Raw genomic sequence first — 26,566 nt, 5'->3', positions numbered from 1 at the left:
GCTCTGCAAGCGATATGGCTGCGGGCGGCGTTCGCCCTAGCTCATGTGAAGGCCCTAGGCTAAGACGGGTTTGAGGCGCGCGCCAGTGACGGCGCTGCGCGATGGGATAGACGGATAGAGTCAGCGGGAGGCGAGTTTGGCCGATCAGACGATTGAGCGCGAAGCTATGGAATATGACGTCGTCATCGTCGGCGCCGGCCCAGCGGGCCTGGCTGCGGCGATCCGCCTGAAACAGGCAGCTGAGGCGGCGGGGCAGGATGTGTCCGTGGCGGTGCTGGAGAAGGGCTCTGAAGTCGGCGCCCACATCCTGTCCGGCGCCGTGCTCGATCCCAAGGCGCTCAACGAGCTTCTGCCCGGCTGGCGCGATGACCCGTCACACCCGTTCGACACCGAGGTGACTGAAGACAAGTTCGTGATGCTGGGCGAGGCGGGGTCGGCCACCATCCCCGGCTTCGCCATGCCGGACTTCATGCACAATGACGGCTGCTTTGTGGGCTCGCTGGGCACGGTGTGCCGCTGGCTGAGCGAAAAGGCCGAAGCGCTGGGCGTGGAGATTTATCCCGGCTTCCCGGCTGCCAGCTATATCGAAGAAGACGGCGCCATCAAGGGCGTGATCACTGGCGATATGGGCGTGGCGAAGGACGGCTCGCACAAGGATTCCTACCAGCCCGGCATGGAGCTGCGCGCCAAATACACGCTGATCGCCGAGGGCGCGCGGGGCAATCTGTCCAAGCAGCTGATCCGCGCCTATGGACTGGACGAGGGCCGCGAGCCGCAGAAATACGGGCTGGGCCTGAAGGAACTCTGGCGCGTGAAGCCGGAGAATTTCCACAAGGGCCGGGTCCAGCACACCATGGGTTGGCCGCTGGACAATTCCACCGGCGGCGGGTCCTTCATCTATCATTTCGGCGACAATCTGGTGTCCGTCGGCTTCGTGGTGCACCTTAATTACAAGAACCCGCACCTGTTCCCGTTCGGCGAGTTCCAGCGCTTCAAGACCCATCCCGAGATCGCGCCGATCTTGGAGGGCGCCGAGCGCCTGTCCTATGGCGCGCGCGCCATCACCGAGGGCGGCTTCCAGTCGGTGCCCAGGCTGGCCTTCCCCGGCGGGGCGCTGATCGGCTGCTCGGCGGGCTTTGTGAACGTGCCGCGCATCAAAGGCAGCCATAACGCCATGAAGACCGGCATGATGGCCGCCGAGGCGGTTGCGGCGGCTCTGGCCGAAGGCCGCGCCCATGACACGCTGGACGCCTACCAGGCGGCCTATGAGTGCAGCTGGGTCCATGCCGAGCTGAAATCCGTGCGCAATGTCAAACCGATGTGGACCAAATTCGGCACGGTGCTGGGCGTGGCGCTGGGCGGGCTGGACATGTGGACCAACCGCCTGATCCCCGGCTTCTCCCTGTTCGGGACGATGAAGCATGGCGGGCCGGACTATGCCGCCACCAAGCCTGCGGCCGACTGCAAGCCCATCACCTATCCCAGGCCCGATGGCGTGCTGACGTTTGACCGCCTGTCCTCGGTGTTTGTGTCGAACACCAATCATGAGGAGGACCAGCCGGTCCACCTCAAGGTCGCCGATATGGATCTGCAAAAGCAGAGCGAGCTGGGCGTCTATGGCGGCCCGTCGGCGCGCTATTGCCCTGCGGCGGTTTATGAGTGGGTGCCTGATGACAAGACCGGCGAGCAGCGCTTCGTAATCAACGCGCAGAACTGCGTGCACTGCAAGACGTGCGACATCAAAGACCCCAACCAGAACATCAACTGGGTCACGCCTGAAGGGGCGGGCGGTCCCAATTACCCCAACATGTGAGGCGTGGAGCGTCCAAGCGTTCCGCGGGTGCCATGCGCACACTGATCATCATCCTGGCCCTGGCCCTGCCGGCCGCGTCCTGCGCGAGCGGGCCGCGATTCCTGACGCCCGACGACGCGCCGCAGACGGCCTATGGCGCCTTCCTGTCGGCGCGGTACGCGGCGCAGATGCGCGATATCGCAGCCTCCGCCGCGTATTACGACGCCGCCTACGGGCATGAGCCCGACCTGCCGATGGTGGCCGACCGCGCGTTCTCCACGGCGCTGATGGCGGGCGATTTTCCGCGCGCGGACCGGCTCGCCGCCGACGCCGGGCGTGAGGGCGGCGTGGGCGGTATCGCCAGCCTCTATGGTCTGGCCGCGCAGCTCGCGGACGGGCGCTCAGCGGCGCCGGACGCCACAGATTACGGCCCGTTCGGCGAGCTGATCGCGATCATGCTGGCCGACTGGGAGCGGGTGCGGCGCGGGCGCGCCTCTGCGGCGGCTGAAGCGGCGTCCGATCATGACATTCCCATGGGCGCGGCGGGGTATCTGCTGATCCATCAGGGTCTGCTGCTGGAGGCGGGCGGCGCGTTTGAGCGCGCCGAGAGCGCCTATCGGGCCGCAGACAATTCGCTGGGCCTGCGCGACTACACCACTGTTCTGCTGGGCGCGTTTCTGGAGCGGCGCGGGCGCCGCGAAGAGGCCGCCGCGCTCTATGAGCGCCAGATCGCGCGCTCCGGACAGGAGGGCGACCCGGAGCTGCTGGCGGCGCTGGCGCGGGTGCAGTCCGGCGGGCGGCCGCCGCGCTTTCCCGACCCGCCGCAGGCCGCCGCGCGCGCGATCCATGGACCGGCCATGCTGCTGATGTCGCGCGCGCCGGTGGAGTTTCCCGTCCTCTATCTGCGCCTCGGCCAACGCCTCGACCCCGGTTTCGACCGCAATACGCTGGCCGTGGCGGATGCGCTGGAATCGCTGGGCCTGTCCACGGCGGCCCGGCGCGCCTATGGCGGCGTAGATGCAGGTCCCTTCGCCGAGCGCGCCGCAATTTCAGGCGCCTGGCTCGATTTCGAAGCGGGCCGCACAGACGCGGCGCTGGCTCGTGCGCGGGCGCTGGGCGGGTCGGCGGCGTCGCCCGGCCTGCGCATGCTGCTGGCCAATCTGTTGCAGGCGACAGGCGATTGCGAGGCGGCGGAAGCCCTGTACATCTCGCTGATCGATGAGGCCGAGGCCGCGGGTGAAGCCGTGGACTGGCGCCATGCCTATTTCGCCGGCAGCTGCAGGCTGTCGCGCGCCGGCTGGGACGAAGCTGCGCCCCTGATGCTGCGCGCGCTGGAGCTGGCGCCGGATCAGCCGGCCGTGCTCAATGATGTGGGCTATTCCCTGATCGTGGAGGGCGGCGAGGTGGAGCGCGGGCTGGACATGGTCCAGCGCGCCGCAGCGCTGGAGCCGGACAACCCGGCCTATCTCGACTCGGTCGGGTGGGGGTTCTACCGCGCCGGCTATCCGGGCGAAGCCGTGGACTGGCTGGAGCGCGCCATCGAGCGGCAGCCCGGCAATCCGGTGATCACCTGGCATCTGGGCGATGTCTATGCGGCGACGGGCCGCGAGCTGGAAGCGGGCTTCCACTGGCGCCGGGCGCTGGAGCTGGACCCGGACCCGGAACTCACGGCGCTGATCGAACGGCGCCTGTCGCTCGGCCTCGAAGCCGGGCCGGTGGAGGCGTCATGAGCCTGTCTCTGCGCGCAGGCGTGGAGCAGTTCGCCCCCGCCAAGGTCAATCTTACACTCCGCGTCGGGCGCGCCCGCGCTGATGGCTATCACGCTCTGGACTCCCTTGTGGTCTTCGCCGACTGGGGCGACACGCTCATCGCCGAGCCTGCCGATGAGCTGACGCTCGCCATCGAGGGCGATCGCGCCGGGGCGCTTGCAGACGAGCCGCATAATCTGGTGCTCAAGGCCGCCTGGGCGCTGCGGGCCGCCGCCGGGCGGCGTGAGCTGGGCGCGCGCCTGACCCTGACCAAGCGCCTGCCCGTGGCGGCGGGACTGGGGGGCGGGTCGTCGGATGCGGCGGCTGCGCTGCGCGCGCTGGCCGCGCTGTGGGACCTGGATTTTTCGCTGCGCCAGCTGGCCGAGATCGGTTCGGCGGTCGGGGCCGACGTGCCGGTGTGCGTGCATGCCCGCGCGGCGCGCATGAGCGGGATTGGCGAGGTGGTGACGCCGCTCGCCGCCTGGCCGGCCTTGCCCGCCCTGATCCTGCATCCGGGCGCTGCACTGTCCACGGGGCCGGTGTTCAAGGCTTTTGATGACGGTGATCCGGCCCCCCTCACTGAGGGCGCGGTGATGGCTGCGGGTGATCTGGAGGGCGCACTGCGACGGCTCTCGGCCGACGCCAATAATCTCGAAGCGCCCGCCCGCAGGCTCTGCCCGGCGGTGGGTGAGGCGCTGGATCTGCTGGCGGATCTGCCCGGCGCGCGCCTGTCGCGCATGTCCGGCTCCGGCGCCAGCTGTTTTGCCATATTCGAGACGCTGGATGCGGCGCGCGAGAGCGCGGCGCTCATCCAGCGCGCCCGGCCCGACTGGACCGCGGCGCCGGTGACGCTGGCGGGGGCGGTATGAGCCTCGCGATTCTCGCCATCATGGCGGCTGCCTTTGCAGCCAGCCTTATCGTGACGGTGCTGGCATGGCGTGCGGGCGTGCTGGACATGCCCAATGCGCGCTCCAGCCATGTGAATCCGACCCCGCGCGCGGGCGGGCTGGGCGTGATGGCGGGGCTGGGCGCCGGGGCGCTCGCCGCCAGCGCGTTCGCGCTGTCGGGCGGGCCGCTGGCGGGGATTCTGATCATCGCCGCAGCCTTCGCCGTGATGGGCTTTGCCGATGACCTGATCACGCTGGGCGAAGCCGGCAAGCTGATCGCCAGCGTGTGTCTGTGCATTGCGCTCGCCGCCGTCGCCGGGCCGGTGACCCATATCCCGGTGGATGGCGCGACGGGTATCAGCCTGCCGGTCTGGCTGGGCTGGGCGGGCTCGGCGCTGTTCGTGTTCGTGGCGGTCAATGCGGTCAATTTCATGGACGGGTCGGACGGCATGCTGCCCGCCGTGATGATCCCGGCGAGCATCGGTCTGGCGGTCGCCGGGCTTGTAGCCGGGGTCAACGCCAGCGTGATTGCCGGCGCCGCGCTGGCGGCGGCGCTGGCGGGGTTCATGCTGTTCAACTGGCATCCCGCGCGCGTGTTCGCCGGTGATGTGGGCGCGCTGGGCGCCGGGGCGGCGTATGCCGGGGGAGCGCTCGCGCTGGCCGGACACGGCTTTCCCGGATCGCTCTGGCTGGCGCCGCTCTTCGTTCTGGTGTTCCTGGCCGATGTGCTGCTGACGCTGCTGCGCCGGGCGCGCCATGGCCGCTTCTCGCTGCAGGCCCACCGCGAGCATGCCTATCAGCGCCTGATCGATGGCGGATGGAGCCACGGGCGCGTGGCGGCGGTCTATGGCGGGCTGACGGTGCTGATTGTCCTGACCGGGCTTGCGGCGGCGCAAGGGCCTGATATTGCGCCGTTTATAGCCTTCTGGATATGGACCGCGATCCTGATTGCGCTGCACATCCTCGCGGGGCGTGTGACCGGCGGCAAACCGGGACCCGGCGCCAAAAACCGTCCTTGAAAAGATATTTTTCTTGCCTGCGCCCTTGCCGTGCGTATAGTCCACCCCACCTTAGGCTCACTAAGAGCATAAGTGCGGCGCGCCCCTCTCCATCCCGCGCCGTTTCTTAGGGCCCGAGAAATGCTCAATTCGAGCAAAAGGAGTTGGCCATGGACGGCATGCATTTCACGACCGGCAATGATTGGCCCGAAGCCGACGCGCTCGTCTATGACGATGCGGTCAAGGTGCGCACCGATCATCTGTACGACCGGGTGAAGGATGTCGTCACGCCCATGGAGTGGCCTGCCTTTGCGCCGCTGATCGACGCCATCAACCGGCTGAAAGTCGAGCGCGGCGCGAGCATCCTGGCGCACAACTACATGACGCCGGAAATCTTCAACTGCGTGGGCGATATCACCGGCGACTCCCTGAAGCTCGCCCAGGTGGCCGCCGAGGCGAAGGAAGACGTGATCGTTCAGGCCGGCGTGCACTTCATGGCCGAAACCGCGAAAATCCTTTCGCCGGACAAGACGGTGCTGATCCCGGACATGGCGGCGGGCTGCTCGCTGGCGGCCTCCATCACCGGCGCCGACGTGCGCGCCATCAAGGCGGCTTATCCGCACCTGCCGATCGTGACCTATGTGAACACGTCGGCCGAGGTGAAGGCGTATTCCGACATCTGCTGCACCTCGTCCAACGCCGTGCAGGTGGTGGAAGCCGCCGCCGCGCAATGGGGCGTGGACACCGTCATCATGATCCCCGACGAGTATCTTGCGAAAAACGTGGCCGCCCAGACCTCGATCAAAATCCTCACATGGAAGGGTTCGTGCGAGGTGCATGAGCAATTCACCGCGCAGGACATTGACGACTTACGCGCCGCCCACCCCGACGCGGTGATCCTGACCCACCCCGAATGCCCGCCCGACGTGATGGCGAAGGCCGATTTCGCCGGCTCCACCGGCGCCATGGCGGCCTATGTGAAGGACAACGCGCCCAAGACGGCGATCCTGATCACCGAATGCTCCATGAGCGACAACGTGGCGGTGGAGAATCCGGGCGTTCAGTTCGTGCGCCCCTGCAATCTGTGCCCGCACATGAAGCGCATCACGCTCAAGGGCATTTACGAAGCCCTGCGCGACATGAAGCACGAGGTCCATGTGGAACCCGAGATCGCGGCCATGGCCCGCGCCAGCCTGCAGGCCATGCTGGACCTGCCGCGCCTCACCACTCCGCCGCACTTCGATACCGGCAAGGCGGCCGTCGCCGTGCCGTATGTGAGCGTGTGAGCATGGCGGCGCGGCCTGTCTCCCCCCGCTTGCGGGGGGAGTGGCCCGAAGGGCCGAGGGGGGCGTACGCGGCTTTCCCCCCTCCGTCGGCTTCGCCGACACCTCCCCCGCAAGCGGGGGAGGACAAGATCCCGTTCATGGACCCGAATTTCGGAGCTGAGTTGTGACCCGTCCCCTCATCATCGCCGGCGCCGGGATCGCGGGGCTGTGGACGGCGCTGCATGCAGCGCCGCGCCGCGTGATCCTGCTGACCGGCGCGCCGCTGGGGCAGGGGGCGTCGACGGCCTGGGCCCAGGGCGGCGTGGCGGCGGCGCTGGGGCGTGACGATGCGCCGGCTTTGCATGCGGCCGATACCGTGGCGGCGGGCGCGGGGCTTGTGGATGAGGCGGCGGCGCATATTCTGGCCGAAGCCGGACCCGGCGAAGTCGAAGCTCTCTACGCGCTCGGCGCGCCGTTTGAGCGTTCGCGAAATGGCGCATGGGCGTTGTCGCGCGAGGCCGCCCACAGCCGCGCGCGGGTGGCGCGGGTCAAGGGCGATCAGGCGGGGGCCGGCATTCTCGCCGCGCTGATCAAGGCCGTGCGCGCCGCAGATCACATCGACATCCGCGAAGGCTGGCGGGCCGAAGCGCTTTTGCCTGCATCCGATGGCGGCTGTGCGGGCGTGCTGGCGCGCAGGAGCGATGATGTACTGGCGCCACTGGAAGGCGATGTGGTGCTGGCCACCGGTTCTCTGTGCGGGCTCTACGCCGTGACCACCACGCCCTGGACCAGCCAGGGTCAGGCGCTGGCCATGGCCGCCGGGCTGGGCGCGGTGATCCGCGATCCTGAATTTGTCCAGTTCCACCCCACCGCCATTGATATCGGGCGCGATCCGGCGCCGCTGGCCACCGAGGCGCTGCGCGGCGAGGGCGCCATTCTGATCGACCGGTCAGGCCGCCGCTTCATGCGCGCCGTCCATGCGGACGCTGAGCTTGCCCCGCGCGATGTGGTCGCCCGGGCCGTCCACCGCCAGCGCCGCACCGGCAAGGGCGCGTTCCTCGATGCGCGCGCCGCCGTGGGCGAGGCCTTCCCCGAGCGCTTTCCTTCGGTCTTTGCCGCCTGCATGAGCGCCGGAATCGACCCGCGCGTGAAGCCGATCCCGGTGGCGCCGGCGGCGCATTATCACATGGGCGGCATCGCCACGGACCTTAACGGCTATACCGGCGTGCCGGGCCTTTACGCCGTGGGCGAATGCGCCGCGCCGGGCGTGCATGGCGCCAATCGTCTGGCCTCCAACTCTCTGCTCGACGGGCTGGTGTTCGGCCGCCGCGCCGCTGAAGCGCTGCGCGAGGCGCCGGCCCGACAGGTAGCAGCGGGGCGGGCTGAAGCGCCGCCCCTGCTGCCCGGTCCCGCGCTGCAGCGCCTGCGTCAGGTGATGAGCGCGGAAGCGGGCGTGGAGCGTGATGGCGCCGGTCTTGCCCGCCTGATCGCCGTGATCGATGATCTGGAAGCGCGCTATGGCGCGGCCCATGCCCTGATCGCCGCGCGCCTGACCGCTGTGGCGGCGCTGGCGCGCACCGAAAGCCGCGGCGCGCATTTTCGTCAGGACTTCCCGATGACGGATGCTGTGGCCTGTTCGACCCGCCTGACCCTTGATGAGGCGCGCGCCCTTGCGCCGCGCCTGCCCGCCGCCGGAGTGGCTGAATGAACATCCCGCCTGTCCCGCGCGGCATCGTCGCGGAAATCGTGTCGATGACGCTGGATGAGGATCTGGGCGGGCGGGGCGATCTGACATCGCTGGCCACCATCCCCGACGGCGCCCGGGCCAAATTCGTCATCGCGGCGCGCAAGGATGGCGTGCTGGCGGGCGTGCAGGCCGCCGATGAGGTCTTCGATCAGGTTGATGAAACCGTCGACGTGCAATGGCTCGTCCGCGATGGCGGGGAGCTGCAGGCGGGCGCGACAGTGGCGCGGATCAGCGGACCGGCCCGGTCCATCCTGGCGGCGGAGCGGGCGGCGCTGAACTTCCTGGGGCGGCTGTCGGGCGTGGCGACGCTGACCCGGCGCTATGCGGCGGCCATTGCGGGCACGGGCTGCGTGGTCGCCCATACCCGCAAGACCACGCCGGGCCTCAGGGCGCTGGAGTTACAGGCCGTGCGCGCCGGGGGCGGGGCCTCGCACCGGTTCGGGCTGGATGACGCCGTGCTGATCAAGGACAATCACGTGGCGGTGTGCGGCGGCGCGGGCGAGGCGGTGCGCCGGGCGCGCGCGTTTTGCGGTCACATGACCCGCATCGCGGTGGAGATTGACCGGCTCGACCAGCTCGCTGAGGTGCTGGAGGCGGGCGCGGAAAGCGTGCTGCTGGACAATTTTTCGCTGGATGATCTGCGCCTGGCCGTCGCGACTGCCAAGGGCCGGGTGACGCTGGAGGCGTCAGGCGGCGTGACGCTCGAGACCATTCGCGCTATCGCCGAGACCGGCGTTGACGTGATCAGCGTCGGCGCCCTGACCCATTCCGCGCCCGTTCTGGATCTGGGGCTGGATGCGGTCTGACGGGTCTCAGCCCGGCGGCGGACCCGACCAGCCGCAGGCGTCGCAGGCGACGCTGGCGCCCTGTTCCACCAGCGTGAAGTGACCGCATTCCGGGCAGGGCTCCCCGTAATAGTCCGGCGCGGGTGCGCGGGCCGGCGCGGCGGCGCCGGAGGCCGAGGCTTCGCCGGCGGGCTTGCGCGGGCGCGAAGCGAGCATCACCACATTGTCGGGCAGCTGGCCGCGTGAGAAGCCGCGCGAGATGAGGCTCGCCGGATCGGTCTGGGCGATCAGCTTTTCGCTGGCCACGCCCCGGCCAATCCCGGCCGTGTCGGCGCGCGGGTCTTCGGTCTGGGCCAGATCCTCGCGCCCTAGATAGCTCACCGCCAGTTCGCGGAACAGATAGTCCAGGATGGATGTGGCGAAGGTAATGGAATCATTGCCCTCCACCGGTCCCGCCGGCTCGAAGCGGGTGAACAGATAGGCGTCCACAAACTCCTCCAGCGGCACGCCGTACTGCAGGCCGATGGAGATGGCGATGGCGAAATTATTCATCAACGAGCGGAAGGCGGCGCCTTCCTTGTGCATGTCGATGAAAATCTCGCCCAGCTCGCCATTATCGAACTCGCCGGTGTGCAGGTAGACCTTGTGGCCGCCCACGGTGGATTTCTGGATATAGCCCTTGCGCCGGTCGGGCAGTTTGCGCCGTGCGGCGGCGCGCTCGACGACGGTTTCGACCAGGCGCTCCACGATGCGCTCCTCGGTGACCACATCGCGCGGGCCGTAATCGCCGCCGTCAAATTCGATCGTGTTCAGAAGATCATAGAGCGCTTCGCCTTCGCGGCGGATGGTGATGGCGTGCAGGCCGAGGCGCGCCGCCGAGGCGGCCAGGGCGCCGGCCTCGTCCATGCCAGCGGCGCCGGGCAAGGCGATCTCCAGTTCGCAGGATGCTCCGAGGACAGATTCCACCGCCACAGCCATGGCCAGGCGCGCCTGCGGCGCCGGGTCGGCGAACACGGCGCGGCGCTCCGGCGTCAGGGCCGGGCAGTCATCGAGACGCCCCGCGCCCTGCACATAGCGCTCGGCGGCGGCGATATCGACCGGGTCGACGCCCAGCGCCTCCAGCAGTTTTCCGCCTGCCCGGTCAAAGCGTTCCGGGCTGATGCCGCACCGCTGGGCGATCTCCGGCCCCAGGCTCCAGCGATTGATGGCGTAGCGCAGCGGAATGCCGTCGGCCAGCGCCGCATTGATGCGGGCAAAGGCGCCGTCGTCCACGCCCTGCCGGCGCAAGGCGTCGAGCCAGTCGGCCTTGTGACCGGTGAGAGAGCGGGCGCCCAGGGCATGGGCAAGCACCTGCGCGCGGATGTCTTCGGGCAGGTCCGACAGCGCGCTGTCGATACAGGCGGCAAAGCCTTGCCCGTCGGCTGAATCCAGCGCGGCGGGCGGGTGCACGCCAATGGATTCCGATCCCAGGAAGGTCAGGGACAGGGCGTCCGGGCGGGCAAGCGACAAAGGCGCCGGGCTGGCCGACGCGGCGTCGATGAGCCCGGCGGCGGCGTCGCGGGCGGCGTCGCTGTCATAGGCGAGGCCCTTTGCGCACAGCGCCGCGCCCAGACCGGACAGGGCGAGGGATCCGCCGGCAGCTTCCGCAATGGCGCCCCACAGGCTGGCGGCGGCGGACAAGGCTGAAAAGTCAACGCCATCGCCGGTGACGAAACGCGTCAGCTCCAGCGTGATGGCGGGGGCAGGAGCCGGCGCCGCGCCGGTGAAATGAAGCACAGGCAGGCCATGTGTCCACAGGGCTTCAGCCAATTGACCGGCGAGTTTGCGCGCCGGCTCGCCGGTCTGAAGCGCGCCGTCAGCATCGGCCAGGTCAAAGAAGCTCGTGTCCAGACGCACCGGGGACGGGGTGAAAACCGGCGCGGCCGTGTTCAAGCCCGCCTCTGGCGTGGTGACGCCCTGGCGGGCGCGGGCGATGGCCCGCTCGATCATCGTATCCGGCGCTCCGTCGCGCCGGGCGGCGCGCACGGCGCGCGCCAGCGCCCGGTTGTGGCGCGGGTCGAAACACTCGGCTTCCGCGCCGGTGCAGTTCACGCACGCCAGCGCCACGGCTTCCAGCCGCTCGGCCAGCACCCGCGCGCCCACATCAGCGGCGGCCTGGCCCATAGCGGCGGCGTTGAGATCGTGGAGGACAGAGGACAGGTCTTCCGCGCGGGCGGCCAGTGGCGCCGCGGGCGTCTCCAGGCCTTCGCCGCGCCACAGCGCTGGCGCCGGGCAGGCTTCGCGCGCCAGCAGCGAGGCGGTGATCTCGGCCTGGGCGAGCCTTGCGTCAGCCTTGGAGAACGCGCCGGCGAGCCGGGCGGCCAGCTCATTGATCAGGCTTTCTGCGTCCATGTTGGCGTCAAACCCGGCGCCGGTCAGCGCGGCGAAGGCGGCGCAGGCGCGCGGGCTCCAGCTGGCGGGGGCGCGCAGCGCGGCGTCGGCGGGCGCGTCCAGCGCGTCCGGATCCGCCGCCAGGAGCGGGCGGCTCTCAAACGCGTGTCCGGCCTCGGCCAGGGTCAGGCGCGCAGTGACGGTCATGGCGGCTCCTTGCAGGCGAACGCGCGAGCGCGCGAATCACCGCTATCGTACCGGAGCCCGGCGGTTTTGCGCGAATCCTGAACGGCGCTGCGCGGACCTAAGGGGCGCCGGAGCGCAGGCCGCCCGCGCGGACCCGCAACTGCAGGATCGCGATCACCGCCACCACAACAACCGGCAGGCTTCGATTGAGCAGGATATAGGCGTCGAGAGATCCTGCGGGCGAGGTGAAATAACCCGCCACAATCAAGGCAACGGCCACCATCGCCATGGCGGCCTGGATGGCGGCCGGCTGGTGGCGCAACAACATGACGGGAAACACGTACAAAAGCCCGTGGGCGAACCCTGCAGGTGTCCAGCCATCAAGGATGAAGATCGCCGCGGCGAGCATGATCGCCGCAAGGGGGGCCGCGAACTTGATCATGAGGCGCCGCCGTCCGGCCGGCTGACGACATAGTCGCCGCCATGAGCGAAAAACAGCGCCGCCTCGGCTGCGCGCCGCTCAATATGGCTGGCGCCGACCTGCATGGCTGGACCGCCGACGAATGCATTGTGCAGGCGCAGGGCATTGGCGGCGCCGGTATGGTCGCCCTGATTGAGGCGGGACAGGACGCGCGACCGCGCCAGCGCCTCCAGCCCGTTCTGATGGACGAAGGAAATCAGCGCCGCCATCTGCCCGTCCGAGACGGGCACGACCACCAGCGCGCGGATCTCGCTTTCGATCATGCCGGCTTCGCGCTGCAGATATTGAAGCGCCTCGATCTGGCTGATCTGGACGTCGAACGTCTGTGTGCAGGGCGCCAGGGCGCGGCCATAGCCGATCATTGAACAGTCATTGACCCGTGTGGCGCTGGGCCGGAAAGGCTCAAAGCTCAGGATCAGACCCAGCGCATCCACGCCGTCATCCTGGACGAGAAACAGAAACGCCTCCAGCTGGCGCCGGCTTTCCAGACCCCGGAGCGCGCGCATGCCGACGCCGGGCACGCGCGCATGCACCCAGCGCAGGAATTCGGCGGCGCTCACCGATTCAATATCGCTATTGATCAGGCGCACCAGAGTGGAATTGCCGAAGGCCTCGGCGCCGATATTGAACGTCAGCGAAATCAGGGCGTTGCGTTGATTGTCAGTCAGATCGCGCGAGACCGCTGTGCTGACCGCCCGCGCGGCGATGTCGATATCCTCCATGAGCAATTCCACTGCGCGCTCATGGCTGATCACATTGGCGGCGCGGGCCTCGCGCCCGGTATGGCCATATCCGATGGTCCTGATGCCGGCCTGGTCGAGATAGGTTTCGGCCCGGAACGCCTCGAACATCTGGATCAGCTCGATGACCGACTGCCCCGCGCGGCTGGGTCCTGGCGCCGGTATGGGCGCCGGAACGGGTGGGACGGGAACGGCGATGAGGTCTTGCGTCACGGCGTCCTCCGGCAAGACGTCCGGGGGCGGGACGTCCGGGGCGGGATCAGCCGCCTCGCTATCAACCGCAGTGCCGCCAGCGTCCTCGTCCACGGCGGCCGGCGGGAGGGGGAGCTGAAGCCCGGGACGGACCGCGGCCACGACCGACCGGCCAAGCACTAGCGGGTTGATCTGGCTTGATGATCTTTCGTGTACCGTCAGGCAGACGTCCGCCAGGCTGATTAGCAGGTCAGGACTGTTCAGAGCGTCAAGCTCAATGAGGGTCGGGGTGAAGACAATTGAGTGGCCGGCGGCCGGGCTGAGCATGTCCGGGATCAGGCTTCGCCGGTCCGGCCGCGTGAGGCGCAGCGCCCGTGTATCCACCGTGACCGGCCCGTCCCGGTCGCTGATTGCAAGGGTGACCCCTACAGGCGGCTCCAGCGTGTCCAGACCGGTGCCGTAGCTGGTCATGCCGCCGCTGAACAGGCCGCCCATGCCTCGGGTTTCAATCAGGATCGTGGTCCGGGACGGGCCCGAGCCCAAAGGATGGCTCCAGATATCCTTGACGCGGATGCCGCCTTCGGCGAAGCGGGCCATGGGCAGGGGCGCGGCGTCGGCGCCCAACAGGAAAATCGTGTCATTGCCGGGGACTGCATGGCCGGCGAAATACACCAGCGCCTCGGCGCCGTCCTCGGTGAGCCTTCCCAGCACATCAATGGCCTGCCGAAGTTCATGGCCGGTTTGATCGATCATGACCCCGCCGCCTACCAGAGCGTAGCCCGACTCTTCGGCGTAACGCGCCATGGCTCTGGCGTGCGGGATGTAGTCAGGCCGCGATGGCAGTCTGCGATAGTGAGCCGCCACGGCGATCACCGCATAGCGCTCCAGGCCGGGCTCCGGATGGAACTGGAAATCCGAGCCTCTGTACACACTCCATGCGACCAGCCCGCAAAGTACGCATGACAAGCAAAATATACCAAATGTAATGGTGGCGTTCGGTCGCATTTTACGCATGAGACCTCCATCGACATAAAAATATAGCGCAATCTTGAATATTTTACCATTTACAAATAGCAGCAGCGATTTGACTTGCAACCGTGGTTCGCGACGTAGAATTGAGCCTCCCGGTTCGCCAGCGAGGGCATCCACCGGGCGTCAGCTATGCTGCCCCCCGCCACTGGACCGGCGGGCCGGGCGGGGGCATATACGGGGCTCATACGGATTGATGAGGAACGGCCCATGCTCGGTTTCCTGTCCAAGATTTTCACCTGGTGGAATGGCGCGTCGGCTGGCGCGGCCTGGACCATCTGGCGTTCGGGCGAGCTGGTGGGCGAAGACCAGTTCGGCAATCGCTATTTTCAGGAGCGCAAGGCCGGCACCGGCGCCGACGGCAAGACGCGCCGCTGGGTCGTGTACAAGGGCTATGCCGACGCGTCGCGCGTGCCGTCCGACTGGCATGGCTGGCTGCACCACACGTTTGATGACGCCCCGACCGAAGAGACGATGGCGCGCCGTCCATGGGAACTCGATCACGAGCCTAACCATACCGGCACGCTGCGCGCCTACCGCCCGGCCGGATCGCTAAGCTTCGGGTCGCGGCGCCTGCGCCAGGAAACCTCCTCCGATTATGAACCGTGGAAACCGGGCGAATAGGCCATGGTCCCGCCACACATCTCGTGACAAAATAACTTCCATGATCCGATTGCTCGTCCTGACCGCTTCACTCCTGATTTCCACCCCCGCGCTCGCCCAGCAGGGCGATGGCGCGCGCGAGCTGTCCTCGCGCCCCGGCACGGTCGCCGTGCTGCGCGGACTGGACAAGGTCACAGCGCGCACCCGCGATTTTGAAGCGCCGGTGGGCGAGGCGGTGCAGTTCGGCGCGCTGTCGATCACCGTGCAGTATTGCCGCAAGCGCCCGCCCGAAGAGCCGCCTGAAGTGTTCGCCTTCCTGCAGGTCAATGACCGGCGCACTGACGGCTTCGGCGGTGAAGACGAGGGCGAGCAGATTTTCTCTGGCTGGATGTTTGCGTCGAGCCCGGGGCTCAATGCGCTGGAGCATCCGGTCTATGACGTCTGGGTCATCGACTGCAGAAGCTGAGCGCCCGGCAGGCCTTCGGGCAGGGCGAAGAAATCAGCCTCCCGCGCCACCGCCTTTGACAGCATGAGCTTGTAGCGCGCCCGCGGCGTCGCTACGGCGCCGAAGCGCTGCAGGTGGGCGGTGAGGAATTGCGCGTCCAGCAGCTCGAACCCGCCCGCTTTGAGCCGCGCCACCAGATGCACCAGCGCGGTCTTGGAGGCGTCGGTCTGGCGCGAGAACATGCTCTCGCCGAAGAAGGCTCCGCCCAGGCTGACGCCATAGAGCCCGCCTGCCAGCGCGCCGTCGCGCCAGCATTCCACAGAGTGGGCGTGCCCCGCGGCGTGGAGTTCCAGATAGAGCGAGGCGATCCGCTCATTGATCCAGGTGTCCTCGCGGCCTGGGCCGGGCGCCGCGCAGCCGCGCAGCACCGCCTCGAAACAGCGATTCACGGTGACGTGGAACACGTCCTGCCGGACCGTCCGGCGCAGGCTGCGCGGAATGTGGAAGTCAGTCAGCGGCAGCACGCCGCGCACATCGGGCTCGAGCAGGAATATGCGCGGGTCGTCGCGCGTTTCCGCCATGGGAAACGCGCCGCGCGCATAGCAGTCCAGCAATTCCTTGACCCCGAAGCCGCGCATGGCGCGGACCTCCCCTTACGTCTTATTGCGTTCGGCCAGCCAGCTTTCCAGCCAGCGGATGTGATAATCGCCCGCCAGGAAAGCCGGCTCTTCCAAGAGCGCCAGATGCAGCGGAATGGTGGTTTCCACCCCGCCCACGACCATCTCGCCGAGCGCCCGCTTCAGGCGCATCAGCGCCTCCGGGCGGTCGCGCCCGTGCACGATCAGCTTGCCGATCATGGAGTCGTAATAGGGCGGGATCGTGTAGCCGGCATAGAGCGCTGAATCGAGGCGTACGCCCAGCCCGCCGGGCGCATGAAACTCGGTCACCTTGCCCGGCGAGGGCGTGAAGGTGTTGGGGTTTTCGGCATTGATCCGGCACTCGATGGACCAGCCATTGATCTTCACATCGTCCTGGGTGAGGCCCAGCTCCAGCCCGGCGGCGACGCGGATCTGTTCGCGCACCAGATCGACGCCGGTGATGGCCTCGGTGACCGGATGCTCCACCTGCAGGCGGGTGTTCATTTCGATGAAGAAGAACTCGCCGTTCTCGTAGAGGAATTCCACGGTGCCGGCGCCGCGATAGCCGATCGCCTTGACTGCGTCGGTGACGGTCTTGCCGATCTTGGCGCGTGCGGCGGCGTCCAGCGCCACCGACGGCGCCTCCTCGAGCACTTTCTGGTGGCGGCGCTGCAGCGAGCAGTCGCGCTCGCCCAGATGGATGACGTTGCCATGCTCGTCAGCCATGACCTGGATCTCGATATGGCGCGGCTTGCCGAGATATTTCTCGATATAGACCGAGCCGTCGCCGAAGGCGGCCTTGGCCTCGGAGGAGGCGGTCTGGAGCGCCGATTCCAGGCTGGCTTCGTTCTCGGCCACCTTCATGCCGCGACCGCCGCCGCCGGAAGCGGCCTTGATCAGAACCGGAAAGCCGATGGATTTGGCGACTTTGCGCGCTTCGGCCATGTCGGTGATAGCGCCGTCAGAGCCGGGCACCACGGGGATGCCGGCGTCCACAGCGGCCTGTTTGGCGGTAATCTTGTCGCCCATCAGGCGGATGGTTTCGGGCTTGGGGCCGATAAAGGTGAGGCCATGGGCCTCCACGATCTCGGCAAAGCGCGCGTTTTCCGACAGAAAGCCATAACCGGGGTGGATCGCCTGGGCGCCGGTCACTTCGGCGGCCGCAATGATCGACGGCACGTGCAGATAGCTGCGCCCGGCAGGCGGCGGGCCGATGCACACGCTCTCGTCGGCGAGCTTCACGTGCATGGCGTTGGCGTCGGCTTCCGAATGCACCGCCACGGTGGCGATGCCCATTTCGCGGCAGGCCCTGTGGATGCGCAGGGCGATCTCGCCCCGGTTGGCGATCAGGATCTTGTCGAACATGCGCAGATCCGCCTCAGCCGATGATGAAAAGAGGCTCGCCGTATTCGACAGGCTGGGCCTCGGCGACGAGGATCTCAATCAGCTTGCCGGATTTGGGCGCGGTGATCGGGTTGAAGGTCTTCATCGCTTCGATCAGCAAGATGGTCTCGCCTTCTTTCACCGCGTCGCCCGCCTTCTTGAACAGGTCCGCGTCCGGGCTGGGGCGCAGATAGCAGGTGCCGACCATGGGAGAATTGACCGCGCCAGGATGGGTTTTGGGATCAGCGGCGGCCGCTTCGGGCGCGCTGGCGGCGGCGGGGACCGGCGCGCTCATCGGCGCAGGGGAGGGCGCCGCCTGAGCCGGGGCGGCGGCGTAGTGGACGGCCGGGGCCGCCGGGAACTCGCGCGCCACGCGGATTTTCAGATCGCCGCGCTCCACCTCGATCTCGGTGAGATCGGTGTCTTTGAGGATTTTGGCCAGTTCGCGCACGAACTTCGCATCGCCCTGCGGGCCGGACGGGTTGGACGCCATGAATTCAAATCCCCTTTACTGGCTTGTTTTGATCCGCGCGCGCGCCAGCTGCACCGCCGCTTCGATACCCAAGGCATAACCCATAGGGCCAAAGCCGGAAATACTGCCAGCCGCAGCGCGCGCAGCGTAGGACACAGCTCGAAACGGCTCGCGCGCAGCCGGTTGCGACAGATGCACTTCCACAGCCGGAACGTCCACCCCTTTGAGCGCATCGAGAAGCGCGACCGAGGTGTGGGTATAGGCGGCCGGATTGATCACGATGGCGCTGGCTTCGCGCCCGGCCCGCTGGATGAGATCGACCAGAACGCCTTCATGATTGGTCTGTTCGAACACGATCTCCACGCCGTGGCGGGCCGCCGTCTCGCGGCACAGCGTCTCGATATCGTCCAGCGTGGCATGGCCGTAAACCTCCGGCTCGCGGGCGCCGAGCAGGTTCAAATTGGGACCGTTGAGCACGTGGACGGGCTTGATGTCTGGCAAGATGATCCGGCTCCGGGCGCCGGGGCGCCTTGACGACTGGCTTCAGTTTTACGACGTGAAGGGGCGGAAGAACAAGCAAACCCTTGCCCCAGAGCGCAGCACAAATGCCAAAGATCACGATCGAGCTCAATGGCGAAACGCGCCAGGTGGACGCCGGGCTGACCCTGACCGGCCTGCTGGCGACGCTGGAGCTTGATCCGCGCAAGGTCGCGGTGGAGCGCAATCTGGAAATCGCGCCGCGTGGTCAGTACGCCGCCATCGGCATTGAAGAGGGCGACCGGCTGGAGATCGTGCACTTTGTCGGAGGCGGGTGAGGCAATGGCGTTGAATATCCTGCGCGATCCGCCAGCCGCCTTGCGAACGCTGATGGCGGGCTTTCATCAGGACTTCATGTACGACGTAGAGCACGCGGCAAGTTTTGAAGCCGCCATCGCGCGCATGCCGGCTGAATGGCTTGATGCCGAAGACCAGGAGCGCCTCAGGCCGGTGCTTCGCACCCTGCTGGACCGGGCCAGCCCGTCCGATCTCAAGGGCGTGCTTCGCCGAAGCGACGCCGGGTATTTTTTCAAGGCCGCCGCCGCCCGCCGGATCTTTGAACTCTGGGCCGAGGCACTGGGCGCGTAGACCGACCCTGGCGCCCCGCGCCTTCAGGGCTTCTTGCGGCTCTGGGCGCCCAGCACCACGATCAGGGTGAAGCAAACCAGACCGCCGATCATGAGCGGCAGGCTGTCCTCAAACGGCGTGCCGGTGAGGGTGCGGTACAGCGCATAGAGCCAGTTCAGCATCCCGACAATGGCGAGCACGAAGCTCGCGCCTTTCATGGCTGAATGCATGGCGTGACATCCCCTGTTGTCTTGCCGCCGGCATGAGGCGGGCCCGCCGGATCAGCCATCGGTTCGCGGCGTCTGATCCGTGCAGGCGACGCCCTGGCTGGCGGCTCCGGTCAACATGAAGATAATCACGGCGCCGGTCATGATGGCAAACAGTATCGCGGCGCCGGCCGCGCCCTGAGCGACGAAAAAGCCGGCCAGCGCGGCGTTGGCTGCGGCGATGCCCAACAGGACGTAGGCGAGGGCGTTTTTGCGCGAGCGCATGAGAGGCTTCTTTCAAGGTGCGGCTCAGTCCGGTCAGATCCGGACGGGCGGGATGAGGCACAATCGCCGTGATGATCGCAGGGGTCAAATAAATTGTTGTACATGTACAACATGACTGATGTGGTCCTCTGCGTCCCGGCGCGCAAACAGGCTGACGCGGACGGTGCTGCGCGCTAGGACATCCTGATGACCGAAACATCCGCCCCTCCCGCCGCACCTGTTGACGCCCCTCTGGTGGTGGCCGGGCGCACGCTTGCTTCGCGCCTGATCATCGGGACGGGCAAGTATGAAAGCTATGAACAGAACGCCCGCGCGCTCGAGGCGTCGGGGGCGGAGATGATCACCGTCGCGGTGCGCCGGGTGAATCTGTCCGACCCGTCCCAGCCGCGCCTGGTCGATTTCATCGATCCCGAGCGCTACATCTTCCTGCCCAACACGGCCGGATGCTTCACCGGCGAGGACGCGGTGCGCACGCTGCGCCTGGCGCGCGAAGCGGGCGGCTGGTCGCTGGTGAAGCTGGAAGTGCTGTCCGACCCCAAACACCTCTATCCCGACATGGCCGAGACGCTGCGCGCCACGGAGCTCCTGATCAAGGAGGGGTTCGACGTGATGGTCTATTGTTCCGATGACCCGGTCTATGCGCGCAAGCTGGAAGAGGCCGGGGCGTGCGCCATCATGCCTCTGGGCGCGCCCATCGGCTCGGGGCTTGGCATTCAGAACCCGGTCAATATTCGTTTGATCATCGAGGCGGCCAAGGTGCCGGTGATCGTCGATGCGGGCGTGGGGACAGCGTCGGATGCGGCCATCGCCATGGAGCTGGGCTGCGATGGCGTGCTGATGAACACCGCCATCGCCGAAGCCAGAGACCCGATCCGCATGGCGCGCGCCATGAAGCATGCGGTCATTGCGGGGCGCGAGGCGTATCTGGCCGGGCGCATGCGCAAAAAGCTCTATGCCGATCCGTCCAGCCCACTGGGTGGATTGATTTAGGGGGATTGCGCCTTTGCGCGCACTCTGGAGATGATCGCGCTCACCGCTAGGTCCACCCCATGATCGACATTCGCGAAGATGATTTGTCCGGCGCGCAGACCCGGGCGCTGTTGGCCCTGCATCTGGCGGGCATGCACGCGAGCTCACCGCCGGGGACAGTGCATGCGCTGGACCTGTCAGGGCTCAAGACGCCGGACGTCACGGTGTGGACCGCGTGGCGGGGCGGGACGATTGCGGGCATGGGCGCGCTGAAAAGCCTTGGCGGAGCACACGGCGAGATCAAGTCAATGCGCACCCATCCCGATCATCTGCGTCAGGGCGTTGCGGCGGCGCTGCTTGATCACATCATCGCAGAAGCCGGCGCGCGCGGCTGGCGCCGCCTCAGCCTGGAGACGGGCAGCGGGCCAGCCTTCGAAGCGTCGCTGGCGCTGTACCGCAAGCGGGGTTTTGTGAGTTGCGAGGCCTTTGGCAGTTATGCCTCAACCACATTCAACCAGTTCCTGCACCTGGACCTGTAAGCAGTGATGCAGCGCCAGTGAATGCGGTAACCTGTTGAAAGGCAGTTAGACTTCGGGCGGCCGTAGGGGGGAGCATGTCAGGTCCGGGTATAGCGCCGCGCGCATCGGCGCCGTTATGGCTGGCGCTGGCCGCGTTGCTGTCCATCGACGCGGCGCTGGACTGGCGCGGCGCCCTGCAGCGCATCGCAGAGGCCGCATTCTTGACCTGGTTCATCGTGTGCGGTGCATGGCTGCGCCGTCCGGCGCAGACCTAGCCGTCCGCCGGTTCATCGCCCGCGGCCGCCAGCGCCGCTTCCAGCGCGGCGGTCATTTCCGGCGCGGCGTAGCCCGGGATGATGACGTCGCCGGGAAACAGGAACATGGGCGTGCCGCGCAGGCTCAGCCGGTTGGCCAGCTCGAATGTGCGGTCGAGATGGGCTTCCACCTCCGGGCTCAGCATGCCCGCGCGCATGGCCGCCACGTCGACGCCGGCGGCCTCGGCCACCTCGTCCAGCGCGGCCTGATCCAGCGCACCGCGATGCAGCATCAGACCATCGTGGAAGGCCTCATAGACGTCGCGCTGGCCTTCCCACACCGACAGAGCCGCCAGCGCCGAGATTTCCGACGCCTCGCCGCGCAGGGGCAGGGTCTTGTGCACAAAGCGCACCTGGCCGGGATAGAGGGTGAGCATCAGCTCTTTCCACTCATGGGCGCGCTTGCAGAAGGCGCAGGCGTAGTCGGTGAACTCCACCACCGTCACGACCGCGCCGGCAGCGCCGATGAACGGGTCGCGCGCGTCGTCAAACAGGGCGCCGGTCAGGGCCACAGCGGCGTCGCGCAATTGCTGAGTTTCGCGTGCTTCGGCGCGGCGGCGCAGCTCCACCAGCGCATCCTCGATCAGCTCGGGATTGGCGATGATGTATTCGCGCACAATCGTCTCGATCTCGGCGCGGTCCTGCGCGGGATCGGCGGCTTCGCTGCACCCGCTGATCAAGACGGCCAGGGCGCAGGCGGCAAGGGAGCGGATCATGAAGTCTCCAGTCGAATCAGTTGAATCGCAGCCCGGCGAAGTTCGGCCGGGTCTGCTCGCGGCGGTTCCATTCGCGGATTTCGCGCGCGGTCGGTTCGGTAGCGTATAGCAGTTCGGCCGAGCGTATCCAGGCTTCCGTGCCGCGTTCCAGCCGCTCATGGGCGCGCCGGGCAAACAAATGAGCGTGCATGGAATCGTCGATGGCGAAATACCGCTCTGCAGTGGCCAGCTCGGCCATGGCGAGATCGCCGAGCGCCGTGTAGGCGAGAGATTTCTGGAACCAGCCAAAGGCATTGTCCGGCTCGGACACCAGAGCCTGGGTCAGCAGCGTCACTGCCTCGTTCACCGCAGCCTCGTCGCCGGTGGCGATCAGCGCCGTGGCGAGGCCGATCTGCAAGAGCGGCTGGCGATCGGCCAGCTCCAGCGAGCGGCGATAGGGCGGAATCGCGCGGGCGATCGCCCCGCTTTCAAACAGCATCTGGCCGTGCAGCTCGTGGAAATAGGGATTGTCCGGCTCATCATCGATCAGGGTGAGCACCACTTCCTCGGCGCGGTTCATCAGACCCTGCTTGTAGAACGCCACGGCCCGGGCGTAGCGCGCGGGGATGGAGGTGTCGCTTTCAGGATAGCGCTCGAAGGTCTGGGCCGGCGGCGCCATGAAGCCGATGATCTTGGCCTGGATGCGCCGCAGGGTCTCCACCTCTTCCTCGGTGTCGGGCACGTCGGCGTAAAGCGAAGCTTCCACATTGCGCCGCAGCGCGGCGATCCGGTCAGACGACAGCGGGTGCGAGCGGAAATACTGCCAGCGGCGCTGATAGGACAGGCGCTCCTGGTGGGCGAGACGCTCGAACGTGTTCACCAGTCCGCGCGCGGACTGGCCGGTGGCGGTCAGGAAGCGCACGGCGGCCTGGTCGGCGGCCGCCTCCTGGGAGCGCGTATAGGTCATGAAGTCCAGGGTCGCAAACTGGGGCGAGGAGGCGATGATCGCCGCGCCCGCATCGCCCGCGCCGGCCAGGGCGGCGATGATGCCGACCCCGATGGCGGCGGCCATGGCGGCCATGGCGCTGCGCTCGGCCTGCTGCATGCGCACCAGATGGGCGCCTTCGATATGACCCAGCTCATGGGCGATCACGCCCTTGATTTCGTTAGGGGTCTGGGCGACGACGATCAGCCCGGTGTTGAGAAACACATTCTGTCCGCGCGTGACGAACGCGTTGAATTCCATATCGCCGACCAGATAGATATCGACGGAATTGACATTGAGCCCGGCCGCCTCGATCAGCGGGTCGGAATAGGCGCGCATCACCGCCTCGATTTCGGCGTCACGCACGAGGCCTTGGGCGATGGCGGGCGCCGAGGCCAGCACAAGTGCGGCGAGGGCTGCAGCGGTGCGGCGCAGGAATGACAATACGGGCAAGGCGTTACTCCCTCCCCCTGTGGCTGACCCCTCAGCGATCTTCAAGTCAATCTAGACGGATATGAGGCGGCGCGCCTAGTCCGGGCGCGCCGCTCTCACAAACGTTACTTCAGACCCAGCAGCTTGCTGGAGCGCGACCACCAGCCGGTCTTGCGCGGCCCGTCGGACTTGGGCTCCGGCGCCGGTTCGGCCTTGGGCTCAGCCTTGGCTTCCGGTTCAGGTTTGAGCTCAGCCTTGGGCTTGGGTTCCGCTTTGGCTTTGGGTTCAGCCTTGGCCTTAGGCGCCGGTTTGGCGTCCGCCGCCTTCGGCTTGGCCGGGGCCTTGCGCCGCGTGCGGGCCGGCTTGGCTTCGGACGCCGGGGCGTCCGCCTCGGCAGGTGCTTCAGCCTCTGCCGGGGCCGCTTCAGCCGCAGGCGCATCGGCGGCCTTGCGGCGGGTGCGCTTGCGCGGCGCCTTGGCCGGCGCGGCCTCGGCGTCGGCTGCTTCGGGCTCTGTCGGGGCGGCTGGCGCGCTCACTGCGTCAGCATCCGTTTTGGCCTCAGCGGCGGCCGGCGCCTTGCGGCGGCGGCGCTTGGGCTTGGCGGCCTCAGCCGTGTCATCGTCACCGGCCGGTGCAGGCGCGCCGGTTTCAACCCCGGCCTCGTCAGACGCGGGGGCGCCGCGATCCTCGCGGTCAGACCCGGGCCGGCGGCGCCGGCGGGCCGGACGCTCGCGCCGCGGGGGCGCTTCGCCGGAGCCGAAATCATCACCGCCCGTGGGCTCCACCACCGCCAGCACATCGGCGCCGTCCGTGGATCCATCGCGATCATCCGCACGCGTCTGCGCGCCCTGATCACCGTCCACTGCGCCGTCTTCGCGCCGCTTGCGATTGCGTCCGCCGCGGCGGCCGCGGCGGCGGCGCTTTTTCGAATTGTCGTCGCCGTCGGACGCGGCGTCCGCCACTGCCGGTCGCGGCGCAGCCGGGGCTGCGGCAGCCGCTTTTCTGGCGGGACGCTCTTGCGGCGCGTCGTCGGCATCCGCGCGGTCATCGGTTTCGGCCTCTTCAGCCTCGGCGGCGGCGGCTTCGGCCGCTGCGTCCAGGGCCGCTTCAGCAGCGGCGTCCACCTGACTGACCGGCGCCGGGCGCGCGGAGACAGGGCGGGGACCTTCGCTGGCCGCTTCCAGACGCTCGAGCGAGCAGGCCGGACGCATCAGCGTGTCATCGGCCTTGATCGTCACGCGCATGGCGTAGCGCTGTTCGATGGAGTGCAAATGGTCGCGTTTTTCATTGAGCAGGTAGAGCGCCACTTCGGTGGGGCAGCTCAGGCTGACATGGGCCGACCGGCCGCGCACGCCTTCTTCTTCCAGGGTGCGCATGACGACCAGGGCGCTGGATTCCACCGAGCGGATATAGCCGGTGCCCGAGCAGTGCGGGCACACATCGGTGGAGCCTTCCACCAGAGAGGTGCGCCGGCGCTGGCGCGACATCTCCATCAGGCCGAACTGGGAGATGCGTCCGATCTGAAGGCGGGCCCGGTCGCGGGCCAGCGCATCCTTCATCTTCTTCTCCACGGCGCGAACGTTCTTGTTCTCGTCCATGTCGATGAAGTCGATGACGATCAGGCCGGCCAGATCGCGCAGGCGCATCTGGCGCGCGGCCTCTTCGGCGGCTTCCAGATTGGTGCGGTGAGCGGTCTGCTCGATCCCGCGCTCCTTGGTCGACTTGCCCGAGTTCACGTCGATGGCGACCAGCGCTTCTGTCGGGTTGATGACGATATAGCCGCCCGATTTGAGCTGGGCGGTGGGCGAGTGAATCGCTTCGAGCTGGCTTTCGACCTGATGGCGCAGGAAGAGCGGCGCGTCGTCGTTATAGTGCTGCACCTTCTTGGCGTGGCTGGGCATGAGCATGCGCATGAAGGCCTTGGCCTCCTTGTACGCTTCCTCGCCCTCGACCAGGACCTCGTCGATATCCTTGTCATACATGTCGCGAATGGTGCGCTTGACCAGATTGCCTTCCTCGTAAATCAGGGACGGCGCCATGGATTTCAGCGTGGTCTCGCGAATATTTTCCCACAGGCGGATCAGGTACTCATAGTCGCGCTTGATCTCGGTCTTGGTGCGCGAGGCGCCCGCCGTGCGGATGATCAGCCCCATGCCCAGCGGCACGGACAGTTCCGACACCGCCGATTTCAGGCGCTTGCGGTCAGGCGCATTGGTGATCTTGCGCGAAATGCCGCCGCCGCGCGCGGTGTTGGGCATCAGCACGCAATAACGGCCGGCCAGGCTGAGATAGGTGGTCAGCGCCGCGCCTTTGTTGCCGCGCTCTTCCTTGGCGACCTGGACCAGCAGCACCTGGCGGCGCTTGATGACTTCCTGGATCTTGTATTTGCGCAGGAGATTGCGGCGCCGGCGCGAGGCCTCGTCCAGCAGATCATCCTCATCCTGGACGGTTTCGCCGTCCTCGTCGCTCTGGGCGGCTGCGGCGGCGTCATCAGCCATCTGGGCGCTGAATTCAGCTTCCTGGGCGCGAAGGGCTTCGCGATCCGCGTGCGGGATCTGGTAGTAGTCCGGGTGGATTTCGTTGAAGGCGAGGAAGCCGTGCTTGTTGCCGCCATACTCGACGAAGGCCGCCTGGAGCGAGGGCTCCACACGGGTCACCTTGGCGAGATAGATATTGCCCCGGATGGGTTTTCGGGAGGCGGACTCGAAGTCGAATTCTTCAACGCGGTTGTTTTCCACGACCACGACCCGGGTTTCTTCCGGGTGGGCCGCGTCGATCAGCATCTTGCGGGACATTAAAGCGGTCTCCAGGCCGCACGACAGCGTCGCCGGCCCGGAGCGATCCGGGCGGCGGGGTGTGGCGGCGTTCGTTGGAGCGCGCAGCGCGGCGAGGGCTTGAAAGCATCAAGTTGGTCGCGAACGCAGCGCGCATGGGGTTGGTCCTCAGAGCGCATCCGCCATGGCCTCGGCCTGGGCGGCGCGCCCGTTCTCTGGTGTTTCCGGCGCCGGCGCGTCGGGAATGGGCCCGTGCGCGCGTCGTCCTGAACATGTTTCATCTGCGCCGGGCCAGGCTGGCCTGAAGCGCGTCATCGGCGGGCGTGCGGACCGAGTCACCGGAACCGGCACACGCCGACGCGCGGCACATTGCACCATTCTTCAGGCGATGAAAAGCAAGCTTGTCCATGTTAGGAGATGCTCAACAGTCCGCTAACCGAATCGCAAGGCGGGCGCCCTTAGGATGGGGCTCAAGACGTCTGCCCGCAAAACGCGGCAAGTCAGACGCACGGGATGACGAGGG

The 26,566-nt window shown here is 67.5% G+C and carries 26 protein-coding genes; 14 read left to right on the top strand and 12 right to left on the bottom strand.

Annotated features, from left to right (window positions below):
• Positions 1-136 precede the first annotated feature (136 nt).
• The 7 genes from L2D01_09980 (at position 137) to nadC (ending at position 9,243) form a co-directional block, all read left to right on the top strand.
• Positions 137-1,813, top strand: a complete 1,677-nt coding sequence (locus L2D01_09980; GenBank protein WBQ09224.1) for an electron transfer flavoprotein-ubiquinone oxidoreductase — start codon at positions 137-139, stop codon at positions 1,811-1,813.
• A 32-nt stretch (positions 1,814-1,845) separates the two neighbouring features.
• On the top strand, positions 1,846-3,522 hold the full coding sequence (locus L2D01_09975; protein ID WBQ09223.1) for a hypothetical protein: 1,677 nt from the start codon (positions 1,846-1,848) through the stop codon (positions 3,520-3,522).
• Positions 3,519-4,409 carry a 4-(cytidine 5'-diphospho)-2-C-methyl-D-erythritol kinase gene (locus tag L2D01_09970; GenBank protein WBQ09222.1) on the top strand — a complete coding sequence of 297 codons (891 nt, stop codon included), beginning with the start codon at positions 3,519-3,521 and terminating at the stop codon, positions 4,407-4,409. Before L2D01_09975 ends, L2D01_09970 begins: the two co-directional genes overlap by 4 nt.
• Positions 4,406-5,446 carry a hypothetical protein gene (locus L2D01_09965; protein ID WBQ09221.1) on the top strand — a complete coding sequence of 347 codons (1,041 nt, stop codon included), beginning with the start codon at positions 4,406-4,408 and terminating at the stop codon, positions 5,444-5,446. Before L2D01_09970 ends, L2D01_09965 begins: the two co-directional genes overlap by 4 nt.
• A 149-nt stretch (positions 5,447-5,595) precedes the next feature.
• Complete coding sequence (nadA, locus tag L2D01_09960; protein WBQ09220.1) at positions 5,596-6,711, top strand: quinolinate synthase NadA; 1,116 nt, start codon at positions 5,596-5,598, stop codon at positions 6,709-6,711.
• Positions 6,712-6,874: 163 nt separating this feature from the next.
• Complete coding sequence (locus tag L2D01_09955) at positions 6,875-8,398, top strand: L-aspartate oxidase (GenBank protein WBQ09219.1); 1,524 nt, start codon at positions 6,875-6,877, stop codon at positions 8,396-8,398.
• Positions 8,395-9,243: a carboxylating nicotinate-nucleotide diphosphorylase gene (gene nadC, locus L2D01_09950; protein WBQ09218.1), complete on the top strand. Its 849-nt coding sequence runs from the start codon at positions 8,395-8,397 to the stop codon at positions 9,241-9,243. Before L2D01_09955 ends, nadC begins: the two co-directional genes overlap by 4 nt.
• A gap of 6 nt (positions 9,244-9,249) precedes the next feature.
• Here the strand turns inward: nadC and L2D01_09945 are convergent, their stop codons facing one another.
• From L2D01_09945 to L2D01_09935, 3 genes are all read right to left on the bottom strand, one after another.
• Positions 9,250-11,799, bottom strand: coding sequence for a hypothetical protein (locus L2D01_09945; GenBank protein ID WBQ09217.1), 2,550 nt, complete (start codon positions 11,797-11,799; stop codon positions 9,250-9,252).
• Positions 11,800-11,896: 97 nt separating this feature from the next.
• Complete coding sequence (locus L2D01_09940; protein ID WBQ09216.1) at positions 11,897-12,220, bottom strand: hypothetical protein; 324 nt, start codon at positions 12,218-12,220, stop codon at positions 11,897-11,899.
• A complete protein-coding gene (locus tag L2D01_09935; GenBank protein WBQ09215.1) occupies positions 12,217-14,121 on the bottom strand; it encodes a glycoside hydrolase family protein in 1,905 nt (634 codons plus the stop codon). The genes L2D01_09940 and L2D01_09935 overlap by 4 nt, the downstream gene beginning before the upstream one ends.
• Before the next feature lie 309 nt (positions 14,122-14,430).
• On the opposite strand from L2D01_09935, the gene L2D01_09930 reads away from it, so the two are divergent.
• Positions 14,431-14,844, top strand: coding sequence for an NADH:ubiquinone oxidoreductase subunit NDUFA12 (locus tag L2D01_09930; GenBank protein WBQ09214.1), 414 nt, complete (start codon positions 14,431-14,433; stop codon positions 14,842-14,844).
• 40 nt (positions 14,845-14,884) lie between these two features.
• Complete coding sequence (locus L2D01_09925) at positions 14,885-15,289, top strand: DUF2155 domain-containing protein (GenBank protein ID WBQ09213.1); 405 nt, start codon at positions 14,885-14,887, stop codon at positions 15,287-15,289.
• On the opposite strand, the gene aat is transcribed toward L2D01_09925, so the two are convergent.
• Genes aat through aroQ form a run of 4 tightly spaced genes read right to left on the bottom strand, consistent with a single transcriptional unit; the run spans position 15,256 to position 18,262 of the window.
• The gene (gene aat / locus L2D01_09920) at positions 15,256-15,906 is read right to left on the bottom strand and encodes a leucyl/phenylalanyl-tRNA--protein transferase (protein WBQ09212.1); all 651 of its coding nucleotides are present in this window, start codon (positions 15,904-15,906) and stop codon (positions 15,256-15,258) included. The genes L2D01_09925 and aat overlap by 34 nt on opposite strands.
• A 15-nt stretch (positions 15,907-15,921) precedes the next feature.
• Positions 15,922-17,271 carry an acetyl-CoA carboxylase biotin carboxylase subunit gene (gene accC / locus L2D01_09915; protein WBQ09211.1) on the bottom strand — a complete coding sequence of 450 codons (1,350 nt, stop codon included), beginning with the start codon at positions 17,269-17,271 and terminating at the stop codon, positions 15,922-15,924.
• Between the two features lie 13 nt (positions 17,272-17,284).
• Positions 17,285-17,782 (bottom strand): acetyl-CoA carboxylase biotin carboxyl carrier protein, encoded by a 498-nt coding sequence (accB, locus tag L2D01_09910; GenBank protein WBQ09210.1) that lies wholly within the window; start codon positions 17,780-17,782, stop codon positions 17,285-17,287.
• A gap of 15 nt (positions 17,783-17,797) precedes the next feature.
• Positions 17,798-18,262: a type II 3-dehydroquinate dehydratase gene (gene aroQ, locus L2D01_09905; protein WBQ09209.1), complete on the bottom strand. Its 465-nt coding sequence runs from the start codon at positions 18,260-18,262 to the stop codon at positions 17,798-17,800.
• 104 nt (positions 18,263-18,366) lie between these two features.
• On the opposite strand from aroQ, the gene thiS reads away from it, so the two are divergent.
• Entirely contained in the window at positions 18,367-18,576 is a 210-nt protein-coding gene (gene thiS / locus L2D01_09900) for a sulfur carrier protein ThiS (GenBank protein WBQ09208.1), read from the top strand.
• A 4-nt stretch (positions 18,577-18,580) separates the two neighbouring features.
• On the top strand, positions 18,581-18,886 hold the full coding sequence (locus L2D01_09895) for a hypothetical protein (protein ID WBQ09207.1): 306 nt from the start codon (positions 18,581-18,583) through the stop codon (positions 18,884-18,886).
• Between the two features lie 23 nt (positions 18,887-18,909).
• On the opposite strand, the gene L2D01_09890 is transcribed toward L2D01_09895, so the two are convergent.
• Positions 18,910-19,095: a hypothetical protein gene (locus L2D01_09890; GenBank protein ID WBQ09206.1), complete on the bottom strand. Its 186-nt coding sequence runs from the start codon at positions 19,093-19,095 to the stop codon at positions 18,910-18,912.
• Positions 19,096-19,146: 51 nt separating this feature from the next.
• On the bottom strand, positions 19,147-19,356 hold the full coding sequence (locus tag L2D01_09885) for a hypothetical protein (GenBank protein ID WBQ09205.1): 210 nt from the start codon (positions 19,354-19,356) through the stop codon (positions 19,147-19,149).
• A 186-nt stretch (positions 19,357-19,542) separates the two neighbouring features.
• On the opposite strand from L2D01_09885, the gene L2D01_09880 reads away from it, so the two are divergent.
• From L2D01_09880 to L2D01_09870, 3 genes are all read left to right on the top strand, one after another.
• Positions 19,543-20,346: a thiazole synthase gene (locus L2D01_09880; GenBank protein ID WBQ09204.1), complete on the top strand. Its 804-nt coding sequence runs from the start codon at positions 19,543-19,545 to the stop codon at positions 20,344-20,346.
• 59 nt (positions 20,347-20,405) lie between these two features.
• Positions 20,406-20,864 carry a GNAT family N-acetyltransferase gene (locus L2D01_09875; GenBank protein ID WBQ09203.1) on the top strand — a complete coding sequence of 153 codons (459 nt, stop codon included), beginning with the start codon at positions 20,406-20,408 and terminating at the stop codon, positions 20,862-20,864.
• Positions 20,865-20,938: 74 nt separating this feature from the next.
• Positions 20,939-21,118 carry a hypothetical protein gene (locus tag L2D01_09870; GenBank protein WBQ09202.1) on the top strand — a complete coding sequence of 60 codons (180 nt, stop codon included), beginning with the start codon at positions 20,939-20,941 and terminating at the stop codon, positions 21,116-21,118.
• Here L2D01_09870 and L2D01_09865 read toward each other — a convergent pair.
• The 3 genes from L2D01_09865 to L2D01_09855 form a co-directional block, all read right to left on the bottom strand.
• Positions 21,115-21,873, bottom strand: coding sequence for a DsbA family protein (locus L2D01_09865; GenBank protein WBQ09201.1), 759 nt, complete (start codon positions 21,871-21,873; stop codon positions 21,115-21,117). The genes L2D01_09870 and L2D01_09865 overlap by 4 nt on opposite strands.
• Positions 21,874-21,889: 16 nt before the next feature.
• Complete coding sequence (locus tag L2D01_09860; protein WBQ09200.1) at positions 21,890-23,290, bottom strand: M48 family metalloprotease; 1,401 nt, start codon at positions 23,288-23,290, stop codon at positions 21,890-21,892.
• Between the two features lie 104 nt (positions 23,291-23,394).
• Positions 23,395-26,064 (bottom strand): ribonuclease E/G, encoded by a 2,670-nt coding sequence (locus L2D01_09855; GenBank protein ID WBQ09199.1) that lies wholly within the window; start codon positions 26,062-26,064, stop codon positions 23,395-23,397.
• Positions 26,065-26,566: the final 502 nt, after the last annotated feature.

It is taken from the genome of Hyphomonadaceae bacterium ML37 (assembly GCA_027627685.1).
Classification (GTDB): Bacteria; Pseudomonadota; Alphaproteobacteria; order Caulobacterales; family Maricaulaceae; genus Oceanicaulis.
The sequence above is the reverse complement of the archived record's forward strand: the minus strand, read 5'-3'. Positions and strand labels throughout refer to the sequence as shown.

Coding starts and splice junctions, on each gene's coding strand:
- nadA (WBQ09220.1), top strand. CDS start 5,596: ATGGACGGCATGCATTTCACGACCGGCAATGATTGGCCCGAAGCCGAC.
- L2D01_09895 (WBQ09207.1), top strand. CDS start 18,581: ATGGCGTTGAATATCCTGCGCGATCCGCCAGCCGCCTTGCGAACGCTG.
- L2D01_09970 (WBQ09222.1), top strand. CDS start 3,519: ATGAGCCTGTCTCTGCGCGCAGGCGTGGAGCAGTTCGCCCCCGCCAAG.
- L2D01_09890 (WBQ09206.1), bottom strand. CDS start 19,095: ATGCATTCAGCCATGAAAGGCGCGAGCTTCGTGCTCGCCATTGTCGGG.
- nadC (WBQ09218.1), top strand. CDS start 8,395: ATGAACATCCCGCCTGTCCCGCGCGGCATCGTCGCGGAAATCGTGTCG.
- L2D01_09930 (WBQ09214.1), top strand. CDS start 14,431: ATGCTCGGTTTCCTGTCCAAGATTTTCACCTGGTGGAATGGCGCGTCG.
- L2D01_09940 (WBQ09216.1), bottom strand. CDS start 12,220: ATGATCAAGTTCGCGGCCCCCCTTGCGGCGATCATGCTCGCCGCGGCG.
- L2D01_09865 (WBQ09201.1), bottom strand. CDS start 21,873: ATGATCCGCTCCCTTGCCGCCTGCGCCCTGGCCGTCTTGATCAGCGGG.
- L2D01_09870 (WBQ09202.1), top strand. CDS start 20,939: ATGTCAGGTCCGGGTATAGCGCCGCGCGCATCGGCGCCGTTATGGCTG.
- L2D01_09975 (WBQ09223.1), top strand. CDS start 1,846: ATGCGCACACTGATCATCATCCTGGCCCTGGCCCTGCCGGCCGCGTCC.
- accB (WBQ09210.1), bottom strand. CDS start 17,782: ATGGCGTCCAACCCGTCCGGCCCGCAGGGCGATGCGAAGTTCGTGCGC.
- aat (WBQ09212.1), bottom strand. CDS start 15,906: ATGCGCGGCTTCGGGGTCAAGGAATTGCTGGACTGCTATGCGCGCGGC.
- L2D01_09925 (WBQ09213.1), top strand. CDS start 14,885: ATGATCCGATTGCTCGTCCTGACCGCTTCACTCCTGATTTCCACCCCC.
- L2D01_09875 (WBQ09203.1), top strand. CDS start 20,406: ATGATCGACATTCGCGAAGATGATTTGTCCGGCGCGCAGACCCGGGCG.
- L2D01_09885 (WBQ09205.1), bottom strand. CDS start 19,356: ATGCGCTCGCGCAAAAACGCCCTCGCCTACGTCCTGTTGGGCATCGCC.
- accC (WBQ09211.1), bottom strand. CDS start 17,271: ATGTTCGACAAGATCCTGATCGCCAACCGGGGCGAGATCGCCCTGCGC.
- L2D01_09855 (WBQ09199.1), bottom strand. CDS start 26,064: ATGTCCCGCAAGATGCTGATCGACGCGGCCCACCCGGAAGAAACCCGG.
- L2D01_09945 (WBQ09217.1), bottom strand. CDS start 11,799: ATGACCGTCACTGCGCGCCTGACCCTGGCCGAGGCCGGACACGCGTTT.
- thiS (WBQ09208.1), top strand. CDS start 18,367: ATGCCAAAGATCACGATCGAGCTCAATGGCGAAACGCGCCAGGTGGAC.
- L2D01_09880 (WBQ09204.1), top strand. CDS start 19,543: ATGACCGAAACATCCGCCCCTCCCGCCGCACCTGTTGACGCCCCTCTG.
- L2D01_09965 (WBQ09221.1), top strand. CDS start 4,406: ATGAGCCTCGCGATTCTCGCCATCATGGCGGCTGCCTTTGCAGCCAGC.